Here is a 12,477-nt window from a genome sequence, read left to right on the forward strand (position 1 = left end):
TATCGATGCAGATGACGACTTTCCCTGAATCCGTGGTGCTCCTGGCCGATGACCGTACCCCGATCGGTACGGCGGACAAGTTCACGGTGCACACCGACCACACGCCCCTCCACCTGGCCTTCTCGTGCCACGTGCGGAACACCGACGGCGACGTCCTGGTGACCCGTCGTGCGCTGTCCAAGAAGACGTGGCCCGGGGTGTGGACGAACACGTTCTGCGGCCACCCCGGTCCCGACGAGTCGTTCGAGGACGCGATCGCTCGACGGGCCTCGCGTGAACTCGGCATCACCGTCCGCGACGTCGAGCTCGTGCTGCCGGACTTCCGGTACCGCGCCGTCGACGCCTCCGGGATCGTCGAGAACGAGGTCTGCCCGGTCTTCCGCGCGGTCACCGACGACGTCCCGGCTCCGGCCGACGACGAGGTCGCCGAGTACGCCTGGGTCTCCGAGGCCGCGCTGCGCGAGTCGGTCGCCGGAGCACCGTTCGCGTGGAGCCCGTGGCTCGGGTGGCAGCTCACCGAGCTCGCGACGGCCGGTCTGCACATCACCCGCTGACCCGCGCGCGCCCGCCCGCGATTGTCAGGGCGCGTCATCGACAATGGTCGGTATGACCACGACGGAACGCGATGTCGCACCGCGGGCCGGAGCCGACGCCGTGCTCGACGCACTCCGCGACGACCCGGTGATCGCCAGCGTGAAGGACGCCTCCGCGCTCGACGAGGTGCTGGCCTCCGACCGGGGCGTCGTCTTCGTGCTCTACGGCAGCGTCCTCGACGTCGCGGACATCGTCGCCCGGGCGAAGGACGCCGGCAAGACCGTGCTCGTGGACGTCGACCTGCTCGACGGCTTCGCTGCCCGGGACGTCGTCGTGACCTGGATCGCCGAGCACACCCGAGCGGACGGCGTGCTCTCCACCAAGTCGAACCTCGTGCGAGCCGCCAAGCGCGCCGGGCTCGTCGCCGTGCAGCGCTTCTTCCTCGTCGACTCGTTCTCGTACCACCAGCTCCCCCGCGTGGTCGAGCAGGCCGGACCCGACGCGATCGAGATCCTGCCCGGGTGCATGCCGCGCGTGATCACCTGGCTCCGGGACGACACCGCCGTGCCGGTCATCGCCGGCGGCCTGGTGTGCGACAAGGCCGACGTGATGGCCGCCCTCGGTGCCGGAGCGGTCGCGGTCGCGTCGTCGAACCGCGACGTCTGGGGCATGTGAGCGTTCGTTCACTTGGCTCCGCCGACTCGACGGAGTAGGGTCGGGCGTCGGTCACGGGTGTGGCCACGAGGCTGCGCACCGCGGCCGACGGACCAGCAGAAGGGCAGGTGAGGCGCGATGTCGGGTGACCATCCTCGATCGGGCCGGCCGCCCCTGACGGTCGTCGCCGTGCCCGTTCGCTGAGCAAACCCCTCCCCCCGGATCACTCCGGGGTCACTTCGCGCCTGCCTGCTCCCGAGAGGAGCACGCACATGGCACTGATCGACAACGCGATCTACGTCGAGGGACGTCGCGTCGGGTCACCGTCGACCCTGTCGCTCGCCACCGGGGGCGACCTCGCCTGGATCGGGCTCTTCCGCCCGGACGACACCGAGCTCGAGGCCGTCGCGACCGAGTTCGACCTGCACGAGAACGCGGTGGAGGACGCCCGCAAGGGACACCAGCGCGCGAAGCTCGAGCGGTACGGCGACACGCTCTTCCTGGTGCTCCGACCCGCGTGGTTCGACACCACTGCCGAGACCGTCGAGTTCGGTGAGGTGCACCTGTTCGTCGGCGACCGGTTCGTGGTGAGCGTCCGGCACGCCGAGCGTCCCGACCTGGCGGCGCTCCGTGCCCGGGTCGAGGCCGACCCGGAGTTCCTCGCCCGGGGCTCCGAGGCCGTCACCGCCGCCGTGCTCGACGAGGTCGTCGACGGCTACGCCCCCGTGGTCGAGATCCTGCAGGACCACGTCGACGCCATCGAGGACCAGCTGTTCGCCGGGCAGGTCGACCCCGGCGTCTCGAAGCGGATCTACCAGCTCCTCAGCGAGGTCCTGGCCTTCCAGCGCGCCACGAAGCCGGTTCCCGCGATGGTGAAGGGGCTGCTCCGCGGCGCCGACAAGTACGGCGTCGACGACGAGGTCCAGCACCGCCTGCGGAACGTGCTCGACCACGCACTGCGGGTCACCGAGCGGGTGGACTCGTTCCGGGCCCTGCTCGAGAACGCCCTGACGCTGCACGCGACCCTGGTGTCGCAGGAGCAGAACGAGGCGATGCGCCGCATGACGAGCGCCAGCCTCGCGCAGGGCGAGGAGAGCCGGCAGCTCGCACGCGCCGCGCACCGGCAGGGCGAGGAGGTCAAGAAGATCTCTTCGTGGGCGGCGATCCTCTTCGCCCCGGGACTCATCGCGGGGGTCTACGGGATGAACTTCGACCACATGCCCGAGCTCCACTGGCGGTACGGCTACCCGGTCGCGATCCTCGGGATGCTCGCCCTGATGGGCGTGCTCTGGGCGATCTTCCGCAAGCGCAACTGGCTCTAGACGGACGCAGCGACGGACGGTCGCAGCGACGGACGGGAGGCGCGGTGCCAGCTGGCACCGCGCCTCCCGTCCTCCGAGCGGTCGCGTCGCACCCGTCAGCCGACGATGGCCGCCGTCCGCCGGTAGACCTCGTCGGTGTGCGCCGTCACGTCCGCGTGCACGGCACGCAGCGCGTCGTACACCGCCGCGGTCGACGGGTCCGGCGTGAAGCGGTCCCGCTCGACGACCATCGCCGCGGCCGCAGCCTCGAACGACGGGTGCACCCCGGTCGCGACCGCCGCGCAGATCGCCGCCCCACGCCCCGCAGCGCTGTCGCCCACCACACGGATGGTCGGCGCCTGGAACACGTCCGACATGATCTGCATCATCAGGTCGGACGACGAACCACCGCCGGAGACGACCACCCGGCGGTACGCCGTCCCGAGCTCGGCGGCCATGGCATCCCCGCGGTCGCGCATCGTCATCGCGATGCCCTCGAGGATCGACCGGTACACGTGCGCCCGGCCCTGCCGTCCGTCGAACCCGAGGATCGAGCCCTTCCGGAACGTCGCGTCGGCCGGCGCGAGCCAGTCCAGGACGGTCAGCAGCCCGTCCGAGCCCGCGGGGACGTCGGCGGCCTCGCGGCCCAGTCGGTCCTCGGCGCGCTCGCCCGCCGCGTCGGCCGCTGCCGCGAAATCCGGCCCGAGCAGGTCGCGGAACCAGCTCACGGTCCACATGCCGCGACGGATGCCGCCGGACTCGTAGAGGTAGCGGCCCGGCTCCGAGCCGAAGTTCGTCCAGAAGTCGGACGCCCCGTCGATGTTCCGCTCGCCGACCGACATGCCCGCGATGTAGGTGCCGAGTGACACGAGGAGCGTCGTCGGGTCGAGGAGTCCGCAGCCGAGGGCCTCCACGGCCTTGTCGTTGGCCGTCGCGACCACCGGCAGGCCGACCGGGAGGCCCGTGGCCGCCGCGGCCTCGTCCGTGACGGTGCCGAGGACCTCGCCCGGCGCGACGAGCTCGACCAGCTGGTCGCGTCGCATGCCGGTCGCGGCATACGCCGCTTCGTCCTCGCTCCACCGCCAGGTGTCGGTGTCGATCGGCCAGACGCCCTGGTAGTTGGCCGCGGTGTCCCGGAAGGCCCCGGTGAGCCGGTGCGTGACGTACCCGGAGGACGTCGTGACGTACGCCACGTCGTCCTGCTCGGCGACGAAGGGCGCGCCGACGCGGGCGTCCATCCAGCTCAGGACCGGCTGGGCGAGCGACCCGTCGGCGCGGAGCACCGCCCGGCAGAACCGGATCGTGCAGAGACCGACGCCGACGATCTCGGACGGGTCGCCCGGGAACGCCTCCATCGCGATCCGGCACGCCGCCGCGATCGAGTCCCAGAGATCGTCGTCCGGGTGCTCGACCACTCCAGGTGCCGGCGTGTGGTTCGGCCGCAGCGGCACACGCCCCTCGGCGACGACCCCGCCCCGCTCGTCGAAGACCGTGACCTTCGACGACTGCGAGCCGTTGTCGATGCCGACGAGGTACCTGGTCATGCGCCGGTGCGCCCGCTCGTCGCGCGACCGAACGTGGTGTCGGGGTCGGCCGCGGCCGGCTGGATCGCGCCCGGCTCCGGGAAGATCGTGCCCTTGTTCATGATGCCCTTCGGGTCGAACTGCGCCTTGAGTCCCTGCATGATCGCGAACGCCGAGCCGTGCTCCTCCTCGACCCAGGGGGTGCGGTACTTGCCGACACCGTGGTGGTGGACCATCGACCCACCGTGGCGCAGCGCCTCCTCGACGATGATCGCGTTGAGGGGGATGTGGTACTTCTCGATCTCCTCCTCCGGCGAGCAGTCGATGCGGTAGTCGTACACGAAGTACATGTTCGTGCCGGTCTGGTAGCTGTGCGACGAGTGGCCGCCGAGCATCGTCAGGTCGCCGGCGTACGGGTACTCCTCGCGGATGCGGCGCATCACCGCGTCGTACACGTCGCCGACCGCCGACCAGTCCGCCGAGACCTCGGTCGTGTAGCCGAGCTGCTTGTCGCGCAGCATGACGGCCTTCTCGGCGTCGATCTTGTCCTGACCCCAGTTGAGGTTGTCGAACCACGCCTCGATGAGCGCGGGGTCGACCTGCTCGTGCGGGTGCTGGGCGAGGACGCGCTGGATCTCCTCCGAGGTCGCACGGACGATGCCGGCGGGACCCTCGGCGACGAACACCACGACGCACTTGTCCTTCGAGAAGTGCGAGAAGTGCTGGTTGGCGTCCTCCGGCGAGTACAGCCGCACGACCGAGGGGTGGAAGCCGTTCGTGATGACCTCGCGCAGGATCGCGACGCCCGTCCGCATGTCGTCGACGAGCGCGCCGTGGAACTCGTTGTTCTCGGGCTGGTACTTGAAGAGCTTGACGGTGACCTCGGTGATGACGCAGAGCGCACCCTCGTTGCCGATGACCACGTGGCGGATGTCCGGGCCGGCCGAGCGGCGCGGGACGGCCTTGATGCGACGGACCTTCCCGCCGGGGAACACGGCCTCGAGCCCGACGACCATGTCCTCGATCGCGCCGTACAGGGTGGAGAACTGCCCGATCGAACGGGTCGCGACGAGGCCGCCGTACTGGGCGAGCGGCTTCGACTGCGGCGAGTGGCCGGTGGTGAGGCCCTGCAGGCGGAGCTCGTCCTCGAGGCGCTGGAGCGGCACACCGGCCTGCACCGTGACCTGCATGTTCTCCGGGTCGATCTTCAGGACGGCGTCCATCCGCGAGCAGTCGAGCACGATCGTGTCGACGACGCTCGTCTCGAGGCCGCCCTCGGTACCGGTGCGACCGGTGCGCGGGACGATGTTGACGAGGTTGTCGTCCGCGAACGCCAGGATCGCGGCGACGTCCTCGGTGGACTCGGCGTTGACGATCGCGACGGGGGTCGGGGCGTCGTGGATGCCGTGGACGGACTGGTACTTCTTGAACCGGTCGACGCTGGCGTCCTTGAGGTGCTGCTCGTCCGTGTCGATCTGTTCGGGGCGGACGATGCCGGCGAGACGCTGCAGGATCTCGGCCCGGTCGAGGGTGGCGATCGAGTCGATCATGGTGGTGAGCCCTTCGTTGGTGTGTTTCGTTGCTCTGGTCTGGTGGTCTGTTCCCAGGAGGCGCGTGGCGGCGCCGTCACGCACCTCCTGTCCGTCGTCAGCGGACGAGGTACCCGCCGTCGACGGTGAGGGTGTGGCCGTTCACGTAGTCGGATGCGCGCGAGGCGAGGAAGACCGTCGCGCCCATGAGGTCGGCGACGTCGCCCCAGCGCCCGGCCGGGATGTGGTCGAGCACGCGCTGGTTCGTCTCCGGGTCCGACCGGGTCTGCTCGGTGATCTTCGTGGCGAAGTACCCGGGCGCGATCGCGTTCACCTGCACGTTGTGCTGCGCCAGCTCGTCGCAGTACGCCTTCGTGAAGCCGACGATCCCGTGCTTGGTCGCGGCGTACGCGGGCGACCACTGTCCGCCGAGGAACGCGAACAGCGACGCGATGTTGATGATCTTGCCCGAGCCCTGCGCGACGAAGTGCTTCGCGACGGCGTGCCCGAGGGCGAACGGCGCGGTGAGGTTCACGGCGATCATCGGGTCCCACTTCGCGCGGTCGAACGCCTCGACGTCGTCGAGCAGGCAGATGCCCGCCGAGTTGACGAGCACGTCGACCCCGCCGAGCCGCTCCGTGCACGCGTCGACGATGCGCGTCGGGGCGTCGGCGGCGGTGAGGTCGACCTCGAGGAACGCGTACCGGCGTCCCTCGCCCTCGACGAGCGCCCGGGTCGTGCCGTCGTCGTCGACCACGCTCGGCACGAACACGTCGGCGCCGGCCTTGGCGAGGGCGAGCGAGAACGCCTGGCCGAGGCCCGAGTTGCCGCCGGTGACGATCGCACGCTTGCCGGCGAGCGAGAACAGGTCCATCGAGAAGTCGCGGATGTCCATGGGGTGAGGGGTCCTTTCGAGGTGGGTCAGGCGGCGACGACGACGTCGGGTGCCGGGCGGTTCCGCAGTTCGCGTGCACGGACGCGCATGGTGAGGGTGGTGAGCAGGAAGCCGAAGACGGCAGCGGCGAGGAGGACGGCGAACATGGTCGTGTAGCCGCCGCCCTGCGAGGGCACGCCGTTCGCCGGGTCGCCGACCCACCACGCGCCGAGGGCGGGGAGGAAGGCGTCCGGCAGGTAGGCGATGCCCGAGGCGAGCCCGATCACGCCGCCGCGCTGGGCGAGCGGGACCTCGACCTCGCCGACCTGCGCCCAGTAGATGCCGCGCGAGGTGAACACCGCGAGGCACATCACGATCATGAGCACGACGGCGATCCACACGAGGGCGGGGTCGTGCGGCAGGAGCAGGAAGCCCACGGCGCTGATCGCCGCGACGACGAACGCCCACCGGAGGAACGCCGGCGACGACTTCGTCCACCGGTCGACGAGCACGCCGCCGACCGGGCCGCCGACGATCTGGAACACGTACGTGCGGACGACGCCGATCGCCCCGAGGAGCACGACGGGCACCGCGAAGCCGTCCTGCAGCAGCGGCGTGAGGTAGCCGAGCAGCGTGTAGAAGCAGTACATCGCCATGATCGAGAAGCCGATGAGCCAGGTGTACTTGTTGCGGGCGGCGGCCCCGAGCTCCCGGAGCGACACGGCCTGGCGTCCGACCTGGCCGAGGGCGTCCCGGTCGGTGCGGACGACGACCAGGACGAGCACGGCGAACACCAGGCAGAGCACGCCGTAGATGCGCATCACCCAGAGGACCCCGCCCGTCTCGGCGATCGCGGCGGCGACGATGGCGGCGCCGACGAAGCCCACGACGGTCGACGTGATGCCGCGGACGCCCTCGAGCCAGCCGAAGAGCTTGCCCTGCTCGTCGGCGGTCCCGAGCATCGAGACGAGCTTCACGAGCGACGACCAGTACAGCCCCATGCCGAGGACGGCCATGAGCACGTGGGCGACCACGATGCCGGTCTCACCGGGCACCGTCGACAGCCAGAGGTCGACGATCCCCATCCCCGCGAGCGCGATCACGATGAGCGCCTTCGGCGAGAAACGGTCGGCGAACCAGCCGCCGCAGAAGTACATGAGCACGGCGACGGCGCCGAAGACCGACGTGATCTCGCCGTAGCGCTGGATGGTGAGGTCGAGCGCGTGCGCGGTGTCCGCGAGGAACACGAACCGGATGTAGGCGACCTGGAAGATCACGCCGCCGGTCATCGACAGGACGATGAAGCTCGTCAGTCTGCGGGCCTTGGTCAAGACCACTCCTTCGTGGTGGATGGGGTTCGGTGGACGCAAAAAAGAGAACAGCGACACCCCAGCGCTGGTGCGCTGCGGGTGTCGCTGTTCTCTGAGGTCTGGAGCGACTGCCGTCCTCGGGCGGACGGCCGATCTGCAGTTGTGCGTTCCGGTACGGGCGATATGCCGGATACGACGTGAACCGTACCCCACCGGATCGGGAAACGACAACTCAGGTGGCGTGGATGCCGGAGGCGTGCATAATGATCTGGCTCGGAATGTGAACGTGCACATGGGCGTGCCACGGCCCCGGGCAGGAAACGAGTAGCAATGGCGTCGACGCGGGCACAGCAACCGCGGTCGCCCAGCATCCGCGACGTCGCGCGGGTTGCCGGTGTGTCCCACCAGACGGTGTCTCGGGTGCTCAACAACTCGGACGCGATCCGGGCCGAGACCCGCGACCGTGTCCTCGCGGCGATGGAACAGCTGCAGTACCGGCCGAACCGCGCCGCACGGGCACTGGTCACCAGCCGGACGCGGACGATCGGTGTGCTCACCGCGCAGCGCTCGCACTACGGGCCGGCGGTGACGATGCAGGCGATCGAGGACGCCGCGGTCAGCCGCGGGTACTCCGTGACGACGGCGAACATCGCCGAGCCGACCGACACCGCCGTCCGCGACGGCCTCGGGCACCTGCTCGACCAGGACGTCGAGGGGATCGTGGTCATCGCGCCGCAGCAGCGGGTGTTCGACCTCATCGAGGAGCTCGGGATCCGGACGCCGTACGTCACGATGCGCTCGAGCGTCGGCGAGGACCCGACCGCGCTCTGGGTCGACCAGATGGAGGGCGCCCGGCTCGCGACTGCGCACCTGCTCGACCTCGGGCACGAGTACGTCCGGCACATCGCCGGTCCGCAGGACTGGATCGAAGCGGACGCCCGGATGCAGGGCTTCCTGCGCGAGATGTCCGACCGCGACATGCCCGTCGTCCCGCCGATCCTGGGCGACTGGTCCGCCGACTTCGGGTACCACGCCGGCCGGGAGCTCCTGCGTTGGCGGGACTGCACCGCGATCTTCTGCTCGAACGACGCGATGGCGCTCGGGGTGGTGCACGCCGCACGCTCGTACGGCCTCGACGTCCCCGGGGACCTGTCGGTGGTCGGTTACGACGACATCCCCGAGGCGAAGCACTTCTGGCCGCCGCTCACGACCGTGCAGGTGGACTTCGCCGAACTCGGCCGGCGGTGCGTGGACCTGCTCCTGCCCGGCGACGACGACGCCGTCCTCCGGCCGATCGACATCGTGCCCCAGCTCGTGGTGCGCGGCTCCACGGGCGCCCCGCGCAAGCGCTGAGCGCGGCGCGGGCGCGCGCGCGCCGCGGCTTCGTGAGCAGAAATGGTCGGGTCGGGCAACGCGACCCGACCATTTCTGCTCACGAAGCGGCGCGGGCGCGGCCCCGCGGGGCGGGCGCGGCCCTACGGGGCGGGCGCGCGCGTGCGCGGACGGGAGGCGCGGGGCGGCGCCGACCCGCGCCTCCAGGCCGTCATCGACCCACCCGGGTACCCCAACGCGGGGGACGTGCGGTGCCCGGTTCCGCCAGATCACGCGGCCCGTTACACAAACGCGACCAAACCGAATTGACAGGCGCGCCGATCGCGTGCGTAGTATTACCTCCGTTCCGCCGATGTGAACGGTCACATGACCGTCACGACACGGGACTCCGGACGCGACAACGAAGTCCACACAGGCCTCCTGTGCCCTTCGTCGCCGCTCGCAGAACCACCCGAAGGACTGCCGCATCGCAGCGGCAGAAGGAGATGCACCGTGGCGTCAACCCCGATCGACACCGGCCTCGAGACCCGGTCGATCACCGCACCCGAGACGATCCTCGAGATGCGCTCGATCACCAAGGAGTTCCCTGGTGTCAAGGCGCTGTCCGACGTCTCGCTCAGCGTCCGTGCCGGCGAGATCCACGCGATCTGCGGCGAGAACGGCGCCGGCAAGTCGACCCTCATGAAGGTCCTGTCCGGCGTCTACCCGTACGGCACCTACGACGGCGAGATCGTCTTCGAGGGCGAAGAGGTCCGGTTCAAGGACATCAAGCAGTCCGAGCAGTCCGGCATCGTGATCATCCACCAGGAGCTCGCGCTGATCCCGGAGCTCTCGATCACCGAGAACCTGTTCCTCGGCAACGAGCCGGGCAAGTTCGGCGTCATCGACTGGACGAGCGCCCAGCTCCGTGCACAGGACCTGCTCGCCCGCGTCGGCCTCGCCGACGACCCGGACACGCAGATCAAGAACATCGGCGTCGGCAAGCAGCAGCTCGTCGAGATCGCCAAGGCCCTGCACAAGGACGTCAAGCTCCTCATCCTCGACGAGCCGACCGCGGCGCTCAACGAGAACGACTCGCAGCACCTCCTCGACCTCATCGTCGGGCTGAAGGCCAAGGGCATCTCGAGCATCATCATCAGCCACAAGCTGAACGAGATCGAGCAGATCGCCGACGAGATCACGATCATCCGCGACGGCAAGACCATCGAGACGCTGAACGTCAAGGGCGACGGCGTCAACGAGGACCGCATCATCCGCGGCATGGTCGGCCGCTCGCTCGAGAGCCGCTTCCCCGACCGCACCCCGAAGATCGGCGAGACCTTCTTCGAGGTCCGCGACTGGACCGTCCAGCACCCGCTCGACTCCTCGCGCCTGGTCTGCAAGGGCTCGAACTTCCACGTGAAGCGCGGCGAGATCGTCGGCTTCGCGGGTCTGATGGGCGCCGGCCGCACCGAGCTCGCGATGAGCATCTTCGGCCGCTCCTACGGCACGTGGCTCGGCGGGCAGATCGTCAAGGACGGCGAGGAGATCAAGGTCACCAACGTCCAGCAGGCGATCGAGCACGGCATCGGCTACGTCTCCGAGGACCGCAAGGCGCTCGGCCTCAACCTGCTCGACACGGTCAAGCGATCGACCGTCGCGGCCGACCTGCAGAAGATCTCGAAGGCCGGCGTCGTGGACTCCCTCGAGGAGTACAACGTCGCCGAGAAGTACCGGAAGCTGCTCCGCACGAAGGTGCCGACCGTCGAGGAGAACGTCGGCAAGCTCTCCGGCGGCAACCAGCAGAAGGTCGTCCTGTCGAAGTGGATGTTCACCGACCCGGACATCCTCATCCTCGACGAACCGACCCGCGGCATCGACGTGGGCGCCAAGTTCGAGATCTACGGCATCATCCAGCAGCTCGCAGCCGAGGGGAAGGGCATCATCCTCATCTCCTCCGAGCTCCCCGAACTCCTCGGCCTCTCCGACCGGATCTACACGATCTTCGAGGGCCAGATCACGGCCGACATCCCCTCGGAACAGGCCGATCCAGAAACGCTCATGCGCAGCATGACCTCCGCGCGGAAGGGCGCTCTCGTCTCATGAAGAACCTGAAACTGCTGTTCGGCAAGGGCAACAGCATCGGCCAGTACGGCATGATCATCGCGTTGATCGCGATCGTGATCTTCTTCTCGATCACGACCAAGGGCCTGATCCTCGAGCCGACGAACGTCATCAACCTGTTCCTGCAGTACTCCTACATCCTCATCCTCGCGCTGGGGATGGTGATGGTGATCATCGCCGGCCACATCGACCTGTCGGTCGGTTCGGTCGCAGCGTTCGTCGGCATCATCGTCGCGCAGTCGATGTCTGTGTGGCACTGGCCGGCATGGGCCGCGATCATCCTCGGCCTGGCCGTCGGCGCCCTCGTCGGTGCCTGGCAGGGCTTCTGGGTGGCGTTCGTCCGGGTCCCCGCGTTCATCGTGACGCTCGCCGGGCAGCTCATCTTCCGCGGTGCGAACCAGATCATCGGCCAGTCGACCTCGGTGCCGACCCCGGACTCGTACAACGCCATCGGCGCCGGCTACCTCGGTGACTTCGGCCCGGACTTCGGGTACTCCAACGGCACGCTGCTCATCGGTCTGGCCACGATCATCGCCCTGATCGTCATCGAGGCCCGCGGCCGCTCCCGCCGCAAGAAGATGCAGGCCGAGGTCCCGCCGCTGTGGGTGTCGATCGTCCGCACGGGCGTCCTCGTCGCCGTCACGCTCGTCGCGACCTACCTGTTCGGCGCCGGCCCCGTCGGTACCTCGATCCCGATCGTCGCGATCATCCTCGGTGTCCTCACGATCATCTACGGCTTCATCACGAAGAACACGATCTTCGGTCGCCAGGTCTACGCGGTCGGCGGAAACGCGAGCGCCGCGGTGCTCTCCGGTGTCAGCGCCCGCAAGGTCAACTTCTTCGTCATGGCGAACATGTCCGTGCTCGCCGCGGTCGCCGGCATGGTGTTCGTCGGCTACTCGAACGCCTCGGGTCCGGCTGACGGCACCGGCTGGGAGCTCGACGCGATCGCCGCCGTGTTCGTCGGTGGCGCCGCGGTCGCGGGTGGCATCGGCACGATCTCCGGGTCGATCATCGGTGGCCTCGTGATGGCGCTCCTGTCGAACGGCCTCCAGCTCATGGGCATCGAGTCGAACAAGGTGCAGATCATCCGTGGTCTCGTCCTCCTCGTCGCGGTCGCCTTCGACGTCTACTCGAAGTCCCAGGGCCGCCCGTCGCTCATCGGCGGCATGATGCGGCAGTTCCAGAAGAAGGACACCGAGCAGAACACGGTGGCAGCCCAGCAGCCGCAGTCCATCCAGGACCAGCCGGACAAGGTCAACACCCAGTAAAGACGTGGCGCCCCGGGCTCCCGGGGCGCTCGAACCCCTCACCACA

Annotated in this window: 10 protein-coding genes; 6 read left to right on the top strand and 4 right to left on the bottom strand. The window is 69.2% G+C overall.

Annotated features, from left to right (window positions below; all coding sequences use genetic code 11):
* Window positions 1–11 precede the first annotated feature (11 nt).
* The 3 genes from idi (at window position 12) to JSX79_RS09190 (ending at window position 2,510) form a co-directional block, all read left to right on the top strand.
* The gene (gene idi, locus JSX79_RS09180; RefSeq protein ID WP_070417109.1) at window positions 12–554 is read left to right on the top strand and encodes an isopentenyl-diphosphate Delta-isomerase; all 543 of its coding nucleotides are present in this window, start codon (window positions 12–14) and stop codon (window positions 552–554) included.
* A 52-nt stretch (window positions 555–606) separates the two neighbouring features.
* Window positions 607–1,209: a glycerol-3-phosphate responsive antiterminator gene (locus JSX79_RS09185; protein ID WP_071294384.1), complete on the top strand. Its 603-nt coding sequence runs from the start codon at window positions 607–609 to the stop codon at window positions 1,207–1,209.
* 251 nt (window positions 1,210–1,460) lie between these two features.
* Entirely contained in the window at window positions 1,461–2,510 is a 1,050-nt protein-coding gene (locus tag JSX79_RS09190) for a magnesium and cobalt transport protein CorA (RefSeq protein ID WP_070417110.1), read from the top strand.
* 95 nt (window positions 2,511–2,605) lie between these two features.
* Here the strand turns inward: JSX79_RS09190 and JSX79_RS09195 are convergent, their stop codons facing one another.
* The 4 genes from JSX79_RS09195 to JSX79_RS09210 form a co-directional block, all read right to left on the bottom strand.
* Complete coding sequence (locus JSX79_RS09195) at window positions 2,606–4,033, bottom strand: FGGY-family carbohydrate kinase (protein ID WP_229085898.1); 1,428 nt, start codon at window positions 4,031–4,033, stop codon at window positions 2,606–2,608.
* Complete coding sequence (locus JSX79_RS09200; RefSeq protein ID WP_229085899.1) at window positions 4,030–5,562, bottom strand: FAD-binding oxidoreductase; 1,533 nt, start codon at window positions 5,560–5,562, stop codon at window positions 4,030–4,032. The genes JSX79_RS09195 and JSX79_RS09200 overlap by 4 nt, the downstream gene beginning before the upstream one ends.
* Before the next feature lie 97 nt (window positions 5,563–5,659).
* Window positions 5,660–6,436: an SDR family oxidoreductase gene (locus JSX79_RS09205; RefSeq protein WP_229085900.1), complete on the bottom strand. Its 777-nt coding sequence runs from the start codon at window positions 6,434–6,436 to the stop codon at window positions 5,660–5,662.
* A 26-nt stretch (window positions 6,437–6,462) separates the two neighbouring features.
* Window positions 6,463–7,746: a nitrate/nitrite transporter gene (locus JSX79_RS09210; RefSeq protein WP_229085901.1), complete on the bottom strand. Its 1,284-nt coding sequence runs from the start codon at window positions 7,744–7,746 to the stop codon at window positions 6,463–6,465.
* Window positions 7,747–8,055: 309 nt separating this feature from the next.
* On the opposite strand from JSX79_RS09210, the gene JSX79_RS09215 reads away from it, so the two are divergent.
* The 3 genes from JSX79_RS09215 (at window position 8,056) to mmsB (ending at window position 12,431) form a co-directional block, all read left to right on the top strand.
* Window positions 8,056–9,078, top strand: a complete 1,023-nt coding sequence (locus JSX79_RS09215; protein WP_070417111.1) for a LacI family DNA-binding transcriptional regulator — start codon at window positions 8,056–8,058, stop codon at window positions 9,076–9,078.
* A 540-nt stretch (window positions 9,079–9,618) separates the two neighbouring features.
* On the top strand, window positions 9,619–11,142 hold the full coding sequence (gene mmsA / locus JSX79_RS09220) for a multiple monosaccharide ABC transporter ATP-binding protein (protein ID WP_229085923.1): 1,524 nt from the start codon (window positions 9,619–9,621) through the stop codon (window positions 11,140–11,142).
* Entirely contained in the window at window positions 11,139–12,431 is a 1,293-nt protein-coding gene (mmsB, locus tag JSX79_RS09225) for a multiple monosaccharide ABC transporter permease (RefSeq protein WP_070417112.1), read from the top strand. The genes mmsA and mmsB overlap by 4 nt, the downstream gene beginning before the upstream one ends.
* The last annotated feature ends 46 nt before the right edge of the window (window positions 12,432–12,477 follow it).

The sequence above is a fragment of the Curtobacterium sp. GD1 genome (assembly GCF_020882855.1).
In the GTDB taxonomy this organism is placed as follows: Bacteria; Actinomycetota; Actinomycetes; order Actinomycetales; family Microbacteriaceae; genus Curtobacterium.

Excerpts from the sequence above, each read along its gene's own strand:
- idi (WP_070417109.1), top strand. The coding sequence starts at position 12 with ATGACGACTTTCCCTGAATCCGTGGTGCTCCTGGCCGATGACCGTACC.
- JSX79_RS09185 (WP_071294384.1), top strand. The coding sequence starts at position 607 with ATGACCACGACGGAACGCGATGTCGCACCGCGGGCCGGAGCCGACGCC.
- JSX79_RS09190 (WP_070417110.1), top strand. The coding sequence starts at position 1,461 with ATGGCACTGATCGACAACGCGATCTACGTCGAGGGACGTCGCGTCGGG.
- JSX79_RS09195 (WP_229085898.1), bottom strand. The coding sequence starts at position 4,033 with ATGACCAGGTACCTCGTCGGCATCGACAACGGCTCGCAGTCGTCGAAG.
- JSX79_RS09200 (WP_229085899.1), bottom strand. The coding sequence starts at position 5,562 with ATGATCGACTCGATCGCCACCCTCGACCGGGCCGAGATCCTGCAGCGT.
- JSX79_RS09205 (WP_229085900.1), bottom strand. The coding sequence starts at position 6,436 with ATGGACATCCGCGACTTCTCGATGGACCTGTTCTCGCTCGCCGGCAAG.
- JSX79_RS09215 (WP_070417111.1), top strand. The coding sequence starts at position 8,056 with ATGGCGTCGACGCGGGCACAGCAACCGCGGTCGCCCAGCATCCGCGAC.
- mmsA (WP_229085923.1), top strand. The coding sequence starts at position 9,619 with ATGCGCTCGATCACCAAGGAGTTCCCTGGTGTCAAGGCGCTGTCCGAC.
- mmsB (WP_070417112.1), top strand. The coding sequence starts at position 11,139 with ATGAAGAACCTGAAACTGCTGTTCGGCAAGGGCAACAGCATCGGCCAG.